Raw genomic sequence first — 16,822 nt, forward strand, 5'->3', positions numbered from 1 at the left:
ATCATGACGCTACGGCAAGGCTCGTCATGTTGCGTCCTGCCCGGATAAAAGCAACATGCTGCGCGCATCGCTTCAGGAGTACCCATGTCCCGTCTCGTCTATGTCCTCAACGGTCCGAACCTGAACCTGCTCGGCAAGCGCCAGCCGCACATCTACGGCTCGGAGACCCTGGCCGATGTCGAAGACGCCTGCCGGGCGCTGGCCAAGGAGCTCGATCTCGACATCCGCTTCCACCAGTCGAACCGCGAATACGAGATCATCGACTGGATTCACGAGGCGCGCGAGCAGGCGGTCGGCATCGTCATCAATCCCGGCGCCTTCACCCACACCTCGGTCGCGATCCTCGACGCGCTCAACGCCTTCGACGGCACCGTGATCGAGTGCCATATCTCGAACGTCCACAAGCGCGAGAGCTTCCGGCACCATTCCTACATGTCGCTGCGCGCCGACGGCGTCATCGCCGGCTTCGGCACGCAGGGCTATCTGCTCTCGCTGCGCCGCGTGGCGAAGCTCGCCGACGAGACGAAGGGCTGAGCCGGCCGCAGCTCCCGCGCCTGTCTGATTGACGTGCGCGGGAGCCAATCCCTGCTGGCGACAGCTCTCGATCAGGCAACCGCCTTTTGATTATAACAAATATAATCTTGTCAAAATCTGATGGAGGACAGCAACAAGGCTGACCTCCCGGCACGACAACTTGCTTACGTCATGCGAATGCCCTAACCGCATCTCGGCCGCGCCGTTCGGCTGCTGCAACGAGAGCCCTGACGTGACCAAAGCAAGCCTTCTCCTCGCGATCGCCCTGCTCGCCAGCTGGACCATTTTGCCGACCGACTCGGCCTTCGCTCAGGCCGAGCCGTCCGCGACCGAGCAGGCCGAGGATGCAGTACCGGCACCCCGCGCCCCGACCGCCCGCCCCGCTCCCTCGCGACCGGCGCCGCGCCCGGCGGCCCCCGCTGCCCGCCAGGCCAATCCGCCGGCCCGGCCCGCCACCGCGCAGGTCCCGGCCGCAGCGCCGAGCGTGAGCCAGCCCGCCGCGACCGCGCAATTGCCGAACGGAGCCTCGGCGGTCAACGAGGTCTATGGCGACTGGACCGTCGATTGCCGCATCAATGACGGCCAGAAGCTCTGCCTGCTGTCGCAGTCACAAGGCGACAGTCGCACAAATCAGCGCGTCTTCGCGATCGAGCTGCGGGCGCCGAAAGATGGCCGTGCCGAGGGCACGATCCTGATGCCGTTCTGGCTCAAGCTCGAAAACGGCGCCGTCCTCAAGCTCGACGATAGGGACCTCGGCCAGGGCCTGCGCTTCTCGACCTGCACGCCGTCCGGCTGCCTGTTGCCGGTTTCGTTCCCGACCGTCGCGACCGACGCGATGAAGAACGGAAAGACATTGACGGCAGCGGCGCTCAACCTGTCGAACAACGACGTCGTCTCGTTCAACATCGCGCTGAACGGTTTTGGCCCCGCCCTCGACCGGCTGGTTCAGCTGGCGAATTGAGCCAAAAGATCATGCTCTGGCATGAGCCCGAGCATCCCTTGCAGAAGAGTCTCGGGTCGGCGCTTCGCTCGACCCGAGAATGACGGCTACAGCTTCGCCCGCGGATCGTGCCTCGCCAGCCGCCCGAGCAGGTAGTCGACCTCGGCCTTGGCCGCGACGGTCAGGCCGGGGCCCGGCTTGCGCTGAGCGTCGCTGGCGAGGATGCCGCGCTTCATCATCACATATTTGCGCACGGCGAGGCCGACGCCCTGCTGCTGCTCATAGCGCAGCAGCGGCAGATGCGCGTCGAAGATGTCGTGCGCGTCGTCGCGGCGGCCGGCCTTGCTGGCCTTGACCACGTCGATCAGCAGTTCCGGGAAGGCATAGCCGGTATTGGCGCCGTCGGCGCCGCGCTCCATCTCGAAATCGAGGAAGAGCCCGCCATTGCCGGTGAGGATGGCGACGCGCCGCAGCGTCCCTTCCGCCTCGAACTTGCGCAGGGTCGCGATCTTCTCCAGGCCCGGCCAGTCCTCGTGCTTCAGCATCACGCAGGACGGATTGTCCTGGATGATCTTGCGGATCACCGCCGGCGTCATCACCACCGAGAGCGTCAGCGGATAGTCCTGGATGACGAAGGGAATGTCGGCGCCGATCGCCTCGACGGCCTGCGCGTAATAGCCGGTGATCTGGTCGTCGGTGCGCAGGTTCGTCGGCGGGGCGATCATCACGCCGCCGGCGCCGAGCTCCATCACATGCCGGGCCAGCGAGCGCATCGCGGCGAAACCGGGAGCGGAGACGCCGACGATGATCGGCTTGCCGCCCATCTTGGCGACCGCGCGCTTGACCAGCCCGATCGATTCCTCCGGCTCCAGCTTGGGCGCCTCGCCCATGATGCCGAGCACGGTGACACCATCAGAACCGATGCCGTGATAGAACTCGAACAGCCGGTCGGCCGAGGTCCAGTCGACGCTGCCGTCCGGGTTGAACGGGGTCGGCGCGATCGGGAAGACGCCGGAGGCGGAAGCGGTCAAAGGCATTGCAATTCTCCTGGAGCCGGCCGCTCAGACGATCCTGGTGCGGACGGTGCCGACACCGGCGATCACGCCTTCGAGCAGATCGCCCCTGACGACGGCAGCGACACCTTCGGGCGTGCCGGTCATGATCAGGTCGCCGGGCGCCAGCGTGACGAAGCCGGAGAGGTACGAGATCGTCTCCGGCACGTTCCAGATCATCTTGGCGAGGTCGGAGCTCTGGCGCACCGCGCCGTTGACCTTGAGCTCGATCAGCCCCTTGTCGGGGTGGCCGGCCTTGGCGGCCGGGACGAGCTCGCCGATTGGCGCCGAAGCGTCGAAGCCCTTGCCCATGTCCCAGGGCTTGCCGGCCTTCTTCGCAGCGCCCTGCAGGTCGCGGCGGGTCATGTCGAAGCCGGCGGCATAGCCGTAGACATGGGAGAGCGCATCGGCCTCGGCGATGTCCTTGCCGCCCCTACCGATCGCGACGACGAGCTCCATCTCGTGATGCAGATCGGCGGTTTTGGGCGGATAGGGCATGTCGGCGCCGCCGGTCAGCACGGCGTCGGACGGCTTGGTGAAGAAGAACGGCTCCTCGCGATCGGGATCGCCACCCATCTCGCGCGTGTGCTCGGCGTAATTGCGGCCGACGCAAAAGATGCGGCGCACCGGGAAGAGCCCGCCGCCGGCCACCGGGATGGCGGCGACCTTCGGCTGATCGATGACATAGCTGGACATGGGCGCGCCCCGTTCGAGAAATCCGGGAGCGTTCATGCGGGAGCGCGCCCGCCGGGGCAAGTGGCGGGCATGCGATGACGGGGCTGCGCTCCCCGCAATGACGAAGCGCTAAGACGCCTTCGGCAGGTCCGGCACCTTGTAGGCGGTCGTCGCCTTGATCCGCTCCATGGCGAAGCGCGAGGTGACGTTCTTGAGCGGGATCGTCTCGATCAGCTTCTTGTAGAAGGTGTCGTAGGCGGCCATGTCGGCGACGACGACGCGCAGCATGTAGTCGACGTCGCCGGCCATGCGGTAGAACTCGATCACCTCCGGCATCGCCGCGACGCTCTGGGCGAACTTTTCCAGCCAGGGGCCGGAATGGTCGGCCGTCTCGATCTGGACGAAGACGGTCAGCCCGAGCCCGATCTTCTCCGGGGCGACGAGGGCGACGCGCTTGATGATCACCCCGGTCTGTTCGAGGCGCTGGATGCGCTTCCAGCACGGGGTCTGCGACAGCCCGACCCGATCGGCGAGCTCCGCGATCGAGATATTGGAGTCTGCCTGCAGCACGGTCAGAATCTTGCGGTCGATGGCGTCCATCTCTCGATCCATGGCGATGTAGAAAAAACCCTTTGCCTGATCGAGGCAACGGAGAATTTTCTTCTTTTTGAAGAGCTAAGCTTGTCTTTAGATAGAAAATCCTTTTATCAGACGTCAATAGGCTCGAAAACACGCACCGTTCAGGGAATTCCGATCATGGACCGCCGCCAGTTCCTGCTCGCCGGCTCGTCGCTCGCTGCCGCGCTGCCGTTTGGCGCTCGCGCCCAGGAGGCGATCCCGGCCCGCATCGGCTATATCCCGATCATCGGCACCGCCCCGATCTTCGTCGCAAACGGCGAGGGCTGGCTGAAGCAGGCCGGCATCGCGCCTGCCTTCACCGTGTTCGAATCCGGCCCGAACATGATCCAGGCGCTCGCCTCGGGCACGATCGATCTCTATGTCGCCGGCGTCGCTCCGCTCGCCGTCGCGCGCTCGCGCGGTGTCGACATCCGCGTCGTCGCCTCGACCGCCACCGGCGAGAACGTCTTCGTCGCTGCCCCGGCCCTGGCGAAATTCTTTACGACGGGCACCAGTGCCGCAGCCGCCTTCAAGGCGCACAAGGCCGCGACCGGCAAGCCGGCCCGCCTCGCCACCCAGCCGGCCGGGTCAGTGCCCAACACCGTGCTGCAATACTGGCTCTGGGAGGTCGCCAAGGCCGACAAGGGCGATGTCGAGATCGTGCCGATGGGCATCGATGCGACGCAGCAGGCCGTGCTCGCCGGCGCCGTCGAGGGCGCGATCGTGCGCGAGCCGGCCCTGACCATCATCCAGACCCGCAACCCCGGCATCAAACTGATCGCCGGCGGCGAGGACGTCTTCCCCGGCCAGCCCGGCACCGTCGTCGCCGTCTCCGGCGCTTTCGCCACCAAGAACCCCGACGCGGTGCAGAAGCTGGTCTCCAGCCTGGTCAAGGCTGCCGATGTGCTGGTCAAGACACCCGCCAAGGCCGCCCCCCATGTCGGCGCCGCGCTCGGCAAGGGCATCGTCGATCCCGCCTTGATCGAGAAAGCGCTGACCTCGCCGGCGACCCGTTTCGAGATCGACCCGCGCAAGATCATCGAGCCCGCCCGCGCCATGCAGGCCTATCAGGTCAAGCTCGGTTCGCTCGAAAAGGAACTTCCGTTCGACGGCCTGTTCGAGACGCAGTATTACGAGCGCGCCATCAAGGGCTGACGGGGCTATAGACTTGCGTTCACTGCGGGCTCCTGCCCTTGCCCTGACGGGCCTCGTCGCCTTCCTCCTGCTCTGGGAGGCGATCCCTTATTTCGGGCTGGTCAACCCGGCCTTCCTGCCGGGACCGAGCGCTCTGCCGGCCGCCTTCCTGCGCGAGGTCAAGTCCGGCGCCTGGGTCTCGGCGATCATGGGCTCGCTCGGCCACTACTTCATCGGCCTCTTCACCGGCGCCGGTCTCGGCGTCGCCCTCGGCGTCTTCACCGGCATGTCCAAGATCGCCGAGGAGACGACGGCCTGGGTGGTCCGATTGCTGCGGCCGATCCCCGGCCTCGCCTGGGTGCCGTTCGCGATCATCTGGTTCGGCGTCAACCCGCAGGCGGCGGTGTTCATCATCGCGATCGGCGTGTTCTGGATCGTCTTCTTCGCGGCGCAGGGCGCGATCCGCGGCGTCGACCGCGACCTGATCGAGGTAGCCGACGCCTTCGGCTTCCGCTCGCCCCTCCAGCGCCTGACCAAGATCCTCTTGCCGGCGGCGCTGCCCGGCATCCTCATCGGCGTGCGCACCGCGCTCGGCCAGGCCTGGATGGCGGTGGTCGCGGCCGAGATCTTCGGCGTCGCCGGCGTTGGGCAGCGCATGATGCAGGCCTCCAGCCTGCTCGCGACCGACCTCGTCGTCATCTACATGCTGACCATGGCGGCGCTTTACGGCCTGCTCGACACGGCGTTCGTCGCCTTCCAGGGATGGGTGCTGCGTTGGAAAGCGTGATCGACATCAAGGAGCTGTCGATCACCTTCACCCGCGACGGCGAAGCGACCGAGGTGCTGCACAAGCTCAACCTCTCCGTCAAACGTGGCGAGTTCCTCGCCATCGTCGGCCCCTCCGGCGTCGGCAAGTCGACCCTGCTGCGCGTCATCGCAGGCCTGGCCAGGCCGAGCGGCGGCGAGGTCGTGATCAACGCCAGGGACAATACCCGCCGGCCGGTGGCGCTGGTCTTCCAGGATTCGCGGCTGCTGCCCTGGCGCAAGGTGATCGCCAATGTCGGCTTCGGCCTCGAAGGCCAGACGCCGCGGGCCGAGCGCCTCGCCAAGGCGCAAGCGACGCTCGACCTCGTCGGCCTCGGCCATCTCGCCCAGCGCTGGCCGCACCAGCTTTCCGGCGGCCAGCGCCAGCGCGTCTCGCTGGCGCGCGCGCTCGCGGTCGAGCCCGAGATCCTGCTGATGGACGAGCCCTTCTCGGCGCTCGACGCGCTCACCCGCGAGACCTTGCAGGACGAGCTCATCGAGGTCCGCCGCCGCACCGGCAAGACCGTGCTGTTCGTCACCCATGACATCGACGAGGCCGCCTATCTCGCCGACCGGGTCGTGGTCCTCTCCGGCGCGCCCGGCCAGATCATCGCCGAGCACAAGATTTCGGCCGCCCACCCGCGGAGACGCGGAGCGGAGGCGGAAGCTGAGATCGTCCGGGCGGTCCGCGTCGATCTCGGCGCGGACATCGTCAGCGACGGCGCGGCGATCTGAGGGGGTCCGCCGCGGAGCAAAAGCGGCTTCCGACCCATCGGCCGCTGCGCGGCTCAAAAGCCCTTATGCCGGCTTTATGCGATCCGCAGCGGGATCGTATCGTAGGCTGACGCCGTTGTGAGCGATCATCCGGTCTCTTGTATCGGAGGCCGGATCGCCGCCGACCATGCCCATGCACGCTACGGACGCATGGGCAACGGCAGAAGGAGAACCGCAATGAGCGGTCAGAGTTCTCCGCAGGAGTTCAAGCTCCTCCCAGAGCCCGATACGCTGCCGGCTTTGCAGCTGTCGAACGCTCCGGTGGTCATTCGTTATCTTGTCACCGTCGCGATGACGGCCATCGCGACGATGGTGGCGGTCGGCCTCGACAGCGCGGTGACGATTCCCAACCTGTCGCTCGTCTTCGTCGTGCCCGTACTCATCGCCGCCGTCGCTTTCGGGCTCGGCCCGTCGCTGTGTTCGGCTATTCTCGGCGCGCTCGCCTACAATTTCTTTCTGACAGAGCCGCGCTTCACGCTCCGCGTCGACGACCCTTCGAACATCTGGGCGATCGGCCTGCTCTTCGTGATCGGGGTAATAGCGAGCGCCGTGGCATCGACCGCCCGGCGCAGGGCGGACGATGCCGCGCTCGGCAGGCGACAGGTCGCGCTCATCCGGTCCTACAGCCAAGGCCTCGTCGCAGCCGATACCACCGAGGCGATCTTCTCCCGCACGGCCGATGCGCTTGAAGCTCTCTTCAAGGTTCCCATCGTCCTGATGCTGATCTCGGAAGACTCGGTCGATCTGACCCTGCGACGCGGCGGCATCGAACCCGCGCCGGTCGATATCGAGGCAGCGCGGTCGTCCCTGACGACGGGCAAGGTCGCCGTCGCGGATGTCTACCCGTTCGATGCCTCGCGCTTCGATTTCTGGCCGGTGATGACGTCGGCGGACAGCGGGGCCGTCATCGGCCTGGCCTTCGATCCAGAGGAGCGTCCACCTCAGCCCGGCACGCTCGTCGAAACCGTCGCGAGCCTCCTGGCTCTGGCTCTCGACCGCCAGCATCTCCGGTCGGGACTTGGCGAACGCTGAGCGGAAGAAACCTGACCTTCGGGGGCCGGGTGTTCCCGATGCAGCAGGGCTCCCAGACGGGGGGCGACTCTGTTCGGCTATCCCGGACGTTCTTCGCTGAACCCGAGGTGCTGACGCCGCCCGTTCCCTGCGCAGAAAATTTGTTCGCCTTTACGAACGTGGGCAGCGATGATATCCCCCTTGTCCGTTATATCGAACGAAACCGGACGAGATATCATGGCGAACGACGCGATCGGCGCGGCAGCGCTGCACCCGGAAACCCAGCTCGTCCACGCCGGCACGATGCGCTCGGAATTCGGCGAGACCTCGGAAGCTCTCTTCCTGACCCAAGGCCATGTCTATGACAGCGCCGAGCAGGCCGAGGGCCGCTTCCTCAACACCGATCCGGGCTTCCAGTACGGGCGCCTCTCCAACCCGACCGTCGCCATGCTGGAGCAGCGGATGGCCGCCTTCGAGGGCGCCGAGTCCTGTCGCGCCACCGCGACCGGGATGGCCGCCGTCACCGCGGCCGTGATGGCGCCGGTCCGGGCCGGCGATCATGTCGTGGCGGCACGCGCCTTGTTCGGTTCCTGTCGCTACGTCATCGAGGACCACCTGCCGCGCTATGGCGTCGAGTCGACCCTGGTCGACGGCACCGATCTGTCCGCCTGGCGGGCCGCGATCAAACCGAACACCAAGCTCTTCTTCCTGGAGAGCCCGGCCAATCCGACGCTGGAGGTGATCGACATCGCCGCGGTCGCCGCGATCGCCAAGGCGGCCGGCATTATCCTCGTGGTCGACAATGTCTTCGCCACGCCGCTGTTCCAGCGCCCGCTCGCGCTTGGTGCCGATCTCGTCGTCTATTCCGCAACCAAGCACATCGACGGCCAGGGCCGCTGCCTGGGCGGGCTGATCCTCGGCTCGAAGGCGCTGATCGAGGCCGACATCCAGACCTATCTGCGCCAGACCGGCCCGGCGCTGTCCCCCTTCAACGCCTGGGTGATGCTGAAGTCGCTGGAGACGCTACCCTTACGCATCCGCCAGCAGGCACAGAATGCGACGACGGTCGCGGCCTGGCTGAAGGGCCGGAAGGACCTGCCGCAGGTCGCCTTCATCGGCGATCCCGACCATCCGCAGGCCGACATCATCGCCAGGCAGATGAGCGGCCCCTCGACGCTGATCGCTTTCGAGGTCGCGGGCGGCAAGGATGCGGCCTTCCGCTTCCTCAACCGGCTCAGGCTGATCCGCATCTCCAACAATCTCGGCGACGCCAAGAGCCTGATCGTCCATCCGGCGACGACGACGCATCAGCGCTTCACGCCGGAGGTGCGCGCCAGCATGGGCGTCGGCGACGGGCTGGTCCGGCTCTCGATCGGGCTTGAGCATCCCGATGACCTGATCGCCGACCTTCGGCAGGCGCTGGACGGCTGATCCGAACCAGATTGGCGACGGTGCGTTTGAACCTCGGCAACAACCCGAGGTTCAACATGCTCCGCAAGACCGTTTGTACGACCACGCTGTTCGCTCTGCTCGCCGCCCCGGCCTTGGCTCAGACCACCTCGCCGGCCTCGCCTGCTGCACCGGAAAAGCCATCCTCCCCCGAGCTTTCCGCCTGCAAGGCGACTGCGATGGCGGCGCTGACGGCGCGCGAGCCCGAGATCAAGGACATCTATATCGACGAGGACGGGCTGACGATCGCGGTGGCGGAGACCAAGGTCGAGGACACGCCGGTGACGCGCATCATCATGGGCGAGGCCTATCTGAAGACCGACAAATCCGACAAGCCGCGCCGCTTCCTCTGCCTCATCGGCGAGAAGGGCAAGGTGCTGCTGACCTTCTTCACGCAGCGCTGAGGCGCCGCCTCAGCCGCCGTCGACGATCCGGGTATTGGGCCGGTCACGGCCATCGGCCAGTTCCTCGTGCCATTCGCCCTTGGCGTCCTGGTAGACGATGCCGTCGGTGACTCCCGGCCGCTTCTGGCGGGCAGCCGCCTTGTTGGCTGCCTTCAGCGCCGCGTCATGCGAGCGGAAGGTCTCCGAAAGCGCGTCGCCGACCTTGTAGGCCCAGCCACCATCGTGCTGGACGATCTCGTACTTTACCGTGACCATGAGCGTCCTCCATGGCTCACTGATCGAACCATTGGCGCACGCCCCGGTTCCACCGGAGGGGAGGATAGCCCCGCCGAGCGAGCGGCGGAAGGGCCTGTTCGACTTAGTCGCCGTTGCCGGTATCGGCCGCACGCAGGCCTTCCAGCACCGGCATCGAGGTGATGTGGTAGCCGGCGTCGATATGGTGGACCTCGCCGGTCACCCCGCCCGAGAGATCGGACAGGTAATAGAGCGCCGAGCCGCCGATCTCCTCCAGCGTCACCGATTTGCGCAAAGGCGAGTTGGCGCGCTGCCAGGAATACATGGCGCGCGCATCGGAGATGCCGGCGCCGGCCAGAGTCCGCACCGGCCCGGGCGAGAGCGCGTTGACCCGGATGCCCTTCGGCCCGTAATCGGCGGCAAGATAGCGCATGCTCGCCTCCAGCGCCGCCTTGGCGACGCCCATGACGTTGTAGTTCGGCATCACACGGTTCGAGCCGCTATAGGTCAGCGTGATCATGCTGCCGCCATTGGGCATGCGCGCCGCGGCCCGCTTGGCGGCTTCCGTGAACGAGAAGCAGGAGATCACCATGGTCCGCGAGAAATTCTCGCGGGTGGTGTCGGCATAGAGGCCCTTGAGCTCGTTCTTGTCGGAGAAGCCGATGGCGTGGATCAGGAAATCGAGCGTGTTGCGCTCGGGATCGCCGCCCCAGGCCTCGTCGATCGCGGCGAAGGCGGCATCGACAGTGGCAACATCCTCGACATCACAGGGGATGACCAGCTTCGAGCCGATACTCTCCGCCAGCGGCTTGACGCGCTTGCCGAGCGCCTCGCCCTGATAGGTGAAGGCCATTTCGGCGCCATGCGCATGCAGGGTCCGAGCAATGCCCCAGGCGATCGAGTTCTGATTGGCGACCCCCATGACGAGGCCGCGCTTGTTGTGCATCAGGGGGAGCATGTCTGGACTTTCACGTCATCATTCGGCGAGCGCCGCGCGGAGGTCGGTTCGGCTGAAATCTTGGCCGACGAACAGGATAGCTGCATTGCGCAGCGTCGTAGATGCATAGGCGAAGCAGTCGCCCATGTTCAATGCCGCAGGATGCCGGCCTTTGCCAAAACGGGCGAAAGCGGCCAGCGCCACATCGGCATGAGCGTCGCCGATGTCCTCGATGGCGATCCGTGCGCGGCCGACGAGATCGCGCACCTCGCCCAGAGCTTCGGCGACGGTGTAGTTGGCGAGCCGCGCGACGGCGAGCGCCGTTTCGTAGATGGCGACAGGGGACGTGAAGAAGGTCGCATCGCTTTCGAGGCAATCGAGCACGCGATCGGCCGCGGGCTCGCCAGCCATCACGGCAGTCAAAGCGGACGCGTCGACGAAGATCATTCGTCGCCCGACAGCCAATCGAAGAAGGCCTTGTCGGCTTTCAGTCCCGTCTTGCCATGAGCCGCGACACGCTCCTGGATGTCGCGGATTCGTTCGCGGAGCGGCCGCTGATCGGCCTGCAACTCGACCTGCTCGATGCGCGCCAGCTTTTCCTCCGCGGCCTTACGGACAGCGTCGGTCAGCGTCGCGCCGGTCTTCGCCGCAAGCGCACGCACGATGCGATCGGTTTCAGGGTCGCGGATATGGAACGCCATCAGATGCTCCGTCTAGACGAGGCATATAGTCGTCTAGACTCTCTCTGTCACCTCAGAGGTGCTTCCTCACGGCCTCGGCCGTGTCCTTCGAACTCGCCAGCGGCACGATCTCGAAGCGGGCGAGATCGCCCCAGGCCAGCACCCATTCTTGGAGCAAGGTGACGTCGTCGCACTGCATCACCTGGAAACAGCGGGAAAAATCGGCCGATATCCAGCTGTCGATATAGGTGAGGCCCTCGGGCATCATCCGGCCATGCTTGTGGTAGCGGGTGTAGATCTCCTTTACCCGCGCCTGGTCGAAATGCTCGATCACCATGAAGAGCATGGCGGGTCCCTCAGGCTTCGAGGCGCTTCATCACGATGGTGGCGTTGGTGCCGCCGAAGCCGAACGAGTTCGAGAGCACGCAGCCGAGGCCGGCATTGTCGATGCGCTTGCGCACGATCGGCATGTCGGCGAAGGCCGGGTCGAGCTCCTCGATATGGGCGCTCTCGCAGATGAAGTCGTTGTTGAGCATCAGGAGCGAGTAGATCGCCTCCTGCACGCCGGTCGCGCCGAGCGAATGGCCGGTCAGCGACTTTGTCGCCGAGATCGGCGGGCTCTTCTCGCCGGCGCCGAAGACGGTGCGGATCGCCTCGATCTCCTTGGCGTCGCCGACCGGGGTCGAGGTGCCGTGCGGGTTGATGTAGTCGATCTTGGCCTTCACGCCCTGCAGCGCCATGCGCATGCAGCGCTCGGCGCCCTCGCCTGACGGAGCGACCATGTCGTAGCCGTCCGAGGTCGCGCCATAGCCGACGATCTCGCCATAGATGCGGGCGCCGCGGGCCTTGGCATGCTCCAGTTCCTCCAGCACGACGACGCCGGCGCCGCCGGCGATGACGAAGCCGTCGCGACGCGCATCATAGGCGCGCGAGGCGACGGCGGGAGTCTCGTTGAAGTCGGAGGACATCGCACCCATGCCGTCGAACAGCACGGAGAGCGTCCAGTCGAGCTCCTCGCAGCCGCCGGCGAAGATCACGTCCTGCTTGCCCCACTGGATCAGCTCGTAAGCGTTGCCGATGCAGTGGTTCGAGGTCGCGCAGGCCGAGGAGATCGAATAGTTGACGCCTTTGATCTTGAACCAGGTCGCCAGCGTCGCCGAGGCGGTCGAGGACATGCCCTTGGGCACGGCGAAGGGGCCGACCTTCTTGGACGAGCCGCTCTCGCGCGCCTTGTCATAGGCGTCGATCAGCGCGCGGGTCGAGGGGCCGCCGGAGCCCATGACGATGCCGGTGCGCTCATGGCTGATTTCCTTCTCTTCCAGTCCGGCGTCGCGGATGGCCTGCTCCATCGCGACCTGGTTCCAGGCCGAGCCGCCGCCATGGAAGCGCATGGCGCGGCGGTCGAGCACGGTCGAGGGATCGAGCGTGGGCACGCCGGCGACGCGGCTGCGGAAGCCGTGCTCGGCGAAATCAGCCGCATAGGAGATGCCGGACTTGGCTTCGCGCAGCGAGGCCAGCACTTCCTGCGTATTGTTGCCGATGGACGAGACGATGCCCATCCCGGTTACCACAACGCGTCTCATGCTGCTTCTCCGGCTCTTTGGTGACGGGCCGGGAGGCCAACCCCGGACCTGTAATAGATCGCCTACCGCGCAAATGGACTGCGCGGCCGGCGAAGGCAAGGCGCCTCGATCACCATGATTTTGGATCGCCTCGATCCAAAATCATAAAGGTGATCGATTTCAACGATTCCGAGCGGGATTTCAGCGAAAACCGGTATCCACTTTTCGCATCCCGCTCGGGCTTATTTTGCTCAGGCCGCTTCGGGCTTGAACAGGCCGACGCGCATATCGGTCGTCGTATAGATACGCTTCCCGTCCGCTTCGAGCCAGCCATCGGCGATGCCGAGGACGAGCTTGGACTTGAAGACGCGCTTGAAATCGACGCCGTAGACGACGTGCTTGACCGTGGGCAGCACCTGGTCGGCGAACTTGACCTCGCCGACGCCGAGCGCCCGGCCGCGGCCGGGCAGGCCGAGCCAGCCGAGGAAGAAGCCGGTGAGCTGCCAGAGCGCGTCGAGACCAAGGCAGCCCGGCATCACCGGGTCACCCTTGAAATGGCAATCGAAGAACCAGAGATCGGGCCGGACGTCGAGCTCGGCCCGCACCATGCCCTTGCCGTGCTCACCACCTGTCTCGCTGATCTGCGCGATACGGTCGAACATCAGCATCGGCGGCAGCGGCAGCTGCGCATTGCCCGGCCCGAAGAGCTCACCGCGCCCGCAAGCGAGGATCTCCTCGTAGCTGAATGACGATTGCCGCTCCATATCCGACTTCACTCCCTTTCGGCCGCCACGATCCGTCGGCCAACTCCCGATGCGACGTGCCTAACACGGCGTCGCTGCGGAACGAAAGGGCGCAAGCTTTCCTCGGCCGTGGATGATCAGCCTGCGATGCTGCGCCAGCCCTCCAGGAGCGTGAGTGCGGCGACGACGATCAACAATGCGCCGACAGCGCGCCCCAGAGCGACCTCGGCCCGCGGATGGCCGGCAAGGACACCGCGGCCGGCGCCGGCTGCGATGGCCAGGCCACCATAGACGCCGAACTGTGTCACGGCGATGATCACCCCAAGAATCGCCGCCTGCAGCCAGATTTCCCCGGCCTCCGGCCGCAGGAACTGCGGAAACGCCGCGAGCATGAAGAGCTAGAGACTGTCAGCGCATTGGCGAGCACGAAGGTCATGTCCATGCCGGGCACGATGATGATGATGCCGAAGACGAGGGAGAAGAACAGCCAGACTGGGGCGGCATCGGGCATGGGAGCGCTCCGGAACGACGCCCGTTTCCTGCAGTATGCCGCGTCCGAGCCTGTCAGCAGCGCCGCTATGCTTGCGGCTAGGTAGCCAAGGCCTTACATCGAATCTAAATGTTGATGTCCCGATGATGGGACGGTTTGATGGAGTCGACGCGCGGCATGGACGGCCAGACGCAGGACCAGGGCTACGGATCGGACGCACGGCAGGGCTGCCCCTTCCACGATGTGCGCCAGAAGCTGCGCCGGGTCGGCCTGCGGCCGACACGCCAGCGCGTCTCGCTCGGCTGGCTGCTCTTCGCCAAGGGCGACCGGCACATCAGCGCCGAAATGCTCTATGAAGAGGCGATGAAGGCGCGCGTGCCGGTCTCGCTCGCGACGGTCTACAACACCCTGCACCAATTCACGCAGGCCGGCCTGCTGCGCGAGCTCGCCATCGACGGCGCCAAGACGTTCTTCGACACCGACAACAGCGACCATCACCATTTCGTGGTCGATGGCGAGGACAAGGTGATCGACATCCCGGCCTCGGCGGTCGACGTCGCCGAATTGCCGCCACCGCCCGATGGCTACGAGATCAGCCGGGTCGACGTCGTGGTCAGGCTGCGCAAGGTCGGCGGCTGAAGCGCCCCACGGCGCGGGCGTGTTTTGGGACTTCGACCGAAATCACCATGTGATCCCGGACAAGCCGCGCCAGCGGCGCTGATCCGGGAGCCATTCCGGAACCTTGCCGATAAAGGTTCCGAAATAGCTCCCGGGTCTTCGCTTCGCTACGCCCGGGACGACCCGCGCATTTCATGAATCTGTCGGAACCACAGGCCCCTATTGCACGGTCTCGTTGGGATAGACCCCCCAGAGCCGATCCTGCTTGATGTAGCCGACGATCTTGCTGACCGTGACGCGGCACCAAGTGTTCTGACAGGACTGCACATTGGCGATCACGCCGGGCTCGAGCGTCGCGACCACCGGAGCGCTTTCGCTGTTCGTCTCGCGCAGGGAGAAGGTCTCGCCCTTGTTCTTCGACCAGGGCGAGACCAGCACGGTGCGGCGGCCAGAGAGCAGACTGTGCAGCACCCAGCCTTCCGTGCCGTCGGCATCGCGCACGCGCCGCCAGGTCTCGAATTCGGCGGTGACCTCGACCGGCAGGCCGGCGCGCTGGAACACCCAGCTGGTACGGTGCTCCTTCGACGGCCCCTCGCGCAGATTAACCCGGTCGGACTTCAGGCTGACATAACGCGGCAGCGGCAGGCCCGAGACGGGCCCGCTGGCGACCTCCTGGGCCGCACTCGGCATCGCCGCCATCGCAAGGCCCGCCGCAAGCACGAAGCCGAGCGCATCGCGCATCGTCTGAACCGTCATTCAACCCACTCCTGGACCTGCCCACTTTCGACACGCGCCGCGCCGAAGGGTCAGGTTGTGTTCCGCCGCAACGCTGCTAGACAACGAGACGGCCGCTGATCGTAAGAACTATCCGACTCAATTCCTGATGCGCCTCGGTTAATGGGGGGTTGAGGCGGAAAGGCGACAGTGCGGCCACTGGTCACGCCCGGCAGGGCGTACACCGGGAAGATCGCAGCCTGACGGGCCTTCAAGGAGCCGCCCATGTCGAAGAAGAAGCCGCTGGTCGTCGTCACGCGAAAGCTGCCCGCCGTGGTCGAGACGCGGATGCGCGAGCTGTTCGACGCAAGGCTCAACCTCGACGACACGCCGATGAGCCAGGCCGCTCTGGTCGAGGCGATGAAGACCGCCGACGTGCTGGTCCCGACCGTGACCGACAAGATCGATGCCGGTCTGATCGCCCAGGCCGGCGAGCAGCTCCGCCTGATCGCCAATTTCGGCAACGGCGTCGACAATATCGACGTCGCCAGCGCGGTGCAGCGCGGCATCACCGTGACTAACACGCCGGGCGTGCTGACCGACGACACCGCCGACATGACCATGGCGCTGATCCTCGCCGTGGCCCGGCGCATCGCCGAGGGCGCCCGCATCATCACCGATGACGAATGGGCCGGCTGGTCGCCGAACTGGATGCTGGGCCGCCGCATCACCGGCAAGCGCCTCGGCATCGTCGGCATGGGCCGGATCGGCCAGGCGCTGGCCAGGCGCGCCGCCGCCTTCGGCCTGTCGATCCACTACCACAACCGCCGCCGGCTCGATTCGCGCATCGAGGAGGCGCTCGACGCGACCTATTGGGATTCGCTCGACCAGATGCTGGCGCGCATGGATGTCGTCTCGGTCAACTGCCCGCACACGCCGGCGACCTACCATCTGCTCTCGGCCCGCCGTCTCAAGCTGATGAAGCCCGACGCCATCCTGGTGAACACGGCCCGCGGCGAAATCGTCGACGAATCGGCGCTCTCGCGCATGCTGGAAGCGGGCGAGCTCGCCGGCGCCGGGCTCGACGTGTTCGAGCACGAGCCGGCGGTCAATCCGCGCCTGCTCAAGCTCGCCCGCCAGCATCGCGTCGTGGTGCTGCCGCATATGGGCTCGGCCACGCATGAAGGCCGCGCCGACATGGGCGAGAAGGTCATCGTCAACATCAAGACCTTCATGGACGGGCACAAGCCGCCGGACCGCGTCCTGCCCAGCATGCTCTGAGATCAGGCCCCGCCGACCCGGTATCTGGCTCGGACTATCGCTCGGCGCCAGCCCCTCCCAACCCTCCCCCGAGGGATTTCTCTGCGAAAGGGTTCTGGCTTTGAGGTTTGATTGCTGATTCAGTTGGCCTGATCGGAGCGGGATGATCGGCATGTCGGATCAGATGTC

21 protein-coding genes and 1 pseudogene are annotated in these 16,822 nt (G+C 66.0%); 10 read left to right on the forward strand and 12 right to left on the reverse strand.

Annotation, left to right across the window (positions count from 1 at the left end; all coding sequences use genetic code 11):
- The first annotated feature begins 84 nt into the window (after positions 1–84).
- Together aroQ and BMZ69_RS04910 are read left to right on the forward strand one after the other, a co-directional pair.
- Positions 85–534, forward strand: a complete 450-nt coding sequence (gene aroQ / locus BMZ69_RS04905) for a type II 3-dehydroquinate dehydratase (protein WP_092155423.1) — start codon at positions 85–87, stop codon at positions 532–534.
- A 232-nt stretch (positions 535–766) separates the two neighbouring features.
- Positions 767–1,495 carry an invasion associated locus B family protein gene (locus tag BMZ69_RS04910; protein WP_244543208.1) on the forward strand — a complete coding sequence of 243 codons (729 nt, stop codon included), beginning with the start codon at positions 767–769 and terminating at the stop codon, positions 1,493–1,495.
- 86 nt (positions 1,496–1,581) lie between these two features.
- On the opposite strand, the gene BMZ69_RS04915 is transcribed toward BMZ69_RS04910, so the two are convergent.
- From BMZ69_RS04915 to BMZ69_RS04925, 3 genes are all read right to left on the reverse strand, one after another.
- A complete protein-coding gene (locus BMZ69_RS04915) occupies positions 1,582–2,511 on the reverse strand; it encodes a dihydrodipicolinate synthase family protein (protein WP_092155424.1) in 930 nt (309 codons plus the stop codon).
- Positions 2,512–2,535: 24 nt separating this feature from the next.
- Positions 2,536–3,222 (reverse strand): fumarylacetoacetate hydrolase family protein, encoded by a 687-nt coding sequence (locus tag BMZ69_RS04920; protein ID WP_092155425.1) that lies wholly within the window; start codon positions 3,220–3,222, stop codon positions 2,536–2,538.
- Positions 3,223–3,330: 108 nt separating this feature from the next.
- Entirely contained in the window at positions 3,331–3,801 is a 471-nt protein-coding gene (locus tag BMZ69_RS04925; RefSeq protein WP_164547550.1) for an Lrp/AsnC family transcriptional regulator, read from the reverse strand.
- Positions 3,802–3,957: 156 nt separating this feature from the next.
- Between BMZ69_RS04925 and BMZ69_RS04930 the strand changes: the two genes are divergently transcribed.
- The 6 genes from BMZ69_RS04930 to BMZ69_RS04955 all read left to right on the forward strand — a co-directional run bounded on the left by BMZ69_RS04930 (position 3,958) and on the right by BMZ69_RS04955 (position 9,395).
- The gene (locus BMZ69_RS04930; protein ID WP_092155427.1) at positions 3,958–4,974 is read left to right on the forward strand and encodes an ABC transporter substrate-binding protein; all 1,017 of its coding nucleotides are present in this window, start codon (positions 3,958–3,960) and stop codon (positions 4,972–4,974) included.
- A 13-nt stretch (positions 4,975–4,987) separates the two neighbouring features.
- Entirely contained in the window at positions 4,988–5,740 is a 753-nt protein-coding gene (locus BMZ69_RS04935) for an ABC transporter permease (protein WP_092155428.1), read from the forward strand.
- Positions 5,716–6,492 (forward strand): ABC transporter ATP-binding protein, encoded by a 777-nt coding sequence (locus tag BMZ69_RS04940; RefSeq protein WP_092155429.1) that lies wholly within the window; start codon positions 5,716–5,718, stop codon positions 6,490–6,492. Before BMZ69_RS04935 ends, BMZ69_RS04940 begins: the two co-directional genes overlap by 25 nt.
- Positions 6,493–6,609: 117 nt before the next feature.
- Entirely contained in the window at positions 6,610–7,563 is a 954-nt protein-coding gene (locus BMZ69_RS04945; protein ID WP_244543209.1) for a DUF4118 domain-containing protein, read from the forward strand.
- 216 nt (positions 7,564–7,779) lie between these two features.
- A complete protein-coding gene (gene metZ / locus BMZ69_RS04950) occupies positions 7,780–8,973 on the forward strand; it encodes an O-succinylhomoserine sulfhydrylase (RefSeq protein ID WP_092155431.1) in 1,194 nt (397 codons plus the stop codon).
- 56 nt (positions 8,974–9,029) lie between these two features.
- A complete protein-coding gene (locus tag BMZ69_RS04955; RefSeq protein ID WP_092155479.1) occupies positions 9,030–9,395 on the forward strand; it encodes a hypothetical protein in 366 nt (121 codons plus the stop codon).
- A gap of 9 nt (positions 9,396–9,404) precedes the next feature.
- Here BMZ69_RS04955 and BMZ69_RS04960 read toward each other — a convergent pair whose 3' ends face one another.
- The 8 genes and pseudogenes from BMZ69_RS04960 to BMZ69_RS04995 form a co-directional block, all read right to left on the reverse strand.
- Positions 9,405–9,650, reverse strand: a complete 246-nt coding sequence (locus BMZ69_RS04960) for a DUF2188 domain-containing protein (RefSeq protein ID WP_092155432.1) — start codon at positions 9,648–9,650, stop codon at positions 9,405–9,407.
- Between the two features lie 103 nt (positions 9,651–9,753).
- On the reverse strand, positions 9,754–10,587 hold the full coding sequence (gene fabI, locus BMZ69_RS04965) for an enoyl-ACP reductase FabI (protein WP_092155433.1): 834 nt from the start codon (positions 10,585–10,587) through the stop codon (positions 9,754–9,756).
- An 18-nt stretch (positions 10,588–10,605) separates the two neighbouring features.
- Positions 10,606–11,013, reverse strand: a complete 408-nt coding sequence (locus BMZ69_RS04970; protein WP_092155434.1) for a type II toxin-antitoxin system VapC family toxin — start codon at positions 11,011–11,013, stop codon at positions 10,606–10,608.
- Positions 11,010–11,267, reverse strand: a complete 258-nt coding sequence (locus BMZ69_RS04975) for a type II toxin-antitoxin system VapB family antitoxin (protein ID WP_092155435.1) — start codon at positions 11,265–11,267, stop codon at positions 11,010–11,012. Before BMZ69_RS04975 ends, BMZ69_RS04970 begins: the two co-directional genes overlap by 4 nt.
- A gap of 52 nt (positions 11,268–11,319) precedes the next feature.
- Positions 11,320–11,592 (reverse strand): DUF3303 domain-containing protein, encoded by a 273-nt coding sequence (locus BMZ69_RS04980; RefSeq protein WP_092155436.1) that lies wholly within the window; start codon positions 11,590–11,592, stop codon positions 11,320–11,322.
- Positions 11,593–11,602: 10 nt separating this feature from the next.
- The gene (fabB, locus tag BMZ69_RS04985; RefSeq protein ID WP_092155437.1) at positions 11,603–12,829 is read right to left on the reverse strand and encodes a beta-ketoacyl-ACP synthase I; all 1,227 of its coding nucleotides are present in this window, start codon (positions 12,827–12,829) and stop codon (positions 11,603–11,605) included.
- Positions 12,830–13,059: 230 nt separating this feature from the next.
- Positions 13,060–13,572: a 3-hydroxyacyl-[acyl-carrier-protein] dehydratase FabA gene (gene fabA / locus BMZ69_RS04990; RefSeq protein WP_092155438.1), complete on the reverse strand. Its 513-nt coding sequence runs from the start codon at positions 13,570–13,572 to the stop codon at positions 13,060–13,062.
- A 116-nt stretch (positions 13,573–13,688) separates the two neighbouring features.
- Positions 13,689–14,062, reverse strand: a pseudogene (locus BMZ69_RS04995) (hypothetical protein).
- Positions 14,063–14,200: 138 nt separating this feature from the next.
- Here BMZ69_RS04995 and irrA point away from each other — a divergent pair.
- Positions 14,201–14,680: an iron response transcriptional regulator IrrA gene (gene irrA, locus BMZ69_RS05000; protein WP_092155439.1), complete on the forward strand. Its 480-nt coding sequence runs from the start codon at positions 14,201–14,203 to the stop codon at positions 14,678–14,680.
- A gap of 198 nt (positions 14,681–14,878) precedes the next feature.
- On the opposite strand, the gene BMZ69_RS05005 is transcribed toward irrA, so the two are convergent.
- Positions 14,879–15,358, reverse strand: coding sequence for an SH3 domain-containing protein (locus BMZ69_RS05005; RefSeq protein ID WP_244543219.1), 480 nt, complete (start codon positions 15,356–15,358; stop codon positions 14,879–14,881).
- A 300-nt stretch (positions 15,359–15,658) separates the two neighbouring features.
- Here BMZ69_RS05005 and BMZ69_RS05010 point away from each other — a divergent pair, with 300 nt between their 5' ends.
- Complete coding sequence (locus BMZ69_RS05010) at positions 15,659–16,654, forward strand: 2-hydroxyacid dehydrogenase (RefSeq protein ID WP_092155441.1); 996 nt, start codon at positions 15,659–15,661, stop codon at positions 16,652–16,654.
- The last annotated feature ends 168 nt before the right edge of the window (positions 16,655–16,822 follow it).

The sequence above is a fragment of the Allobosea sp. CRIB-10 genome, assembly GCF_900112185.1.
Taxonomy (GTDB): Bacteria; Pseudomonadota; Alphaproteobacteria; order Rhizobiales; family Beijerinckiaceae; genus Allobosea.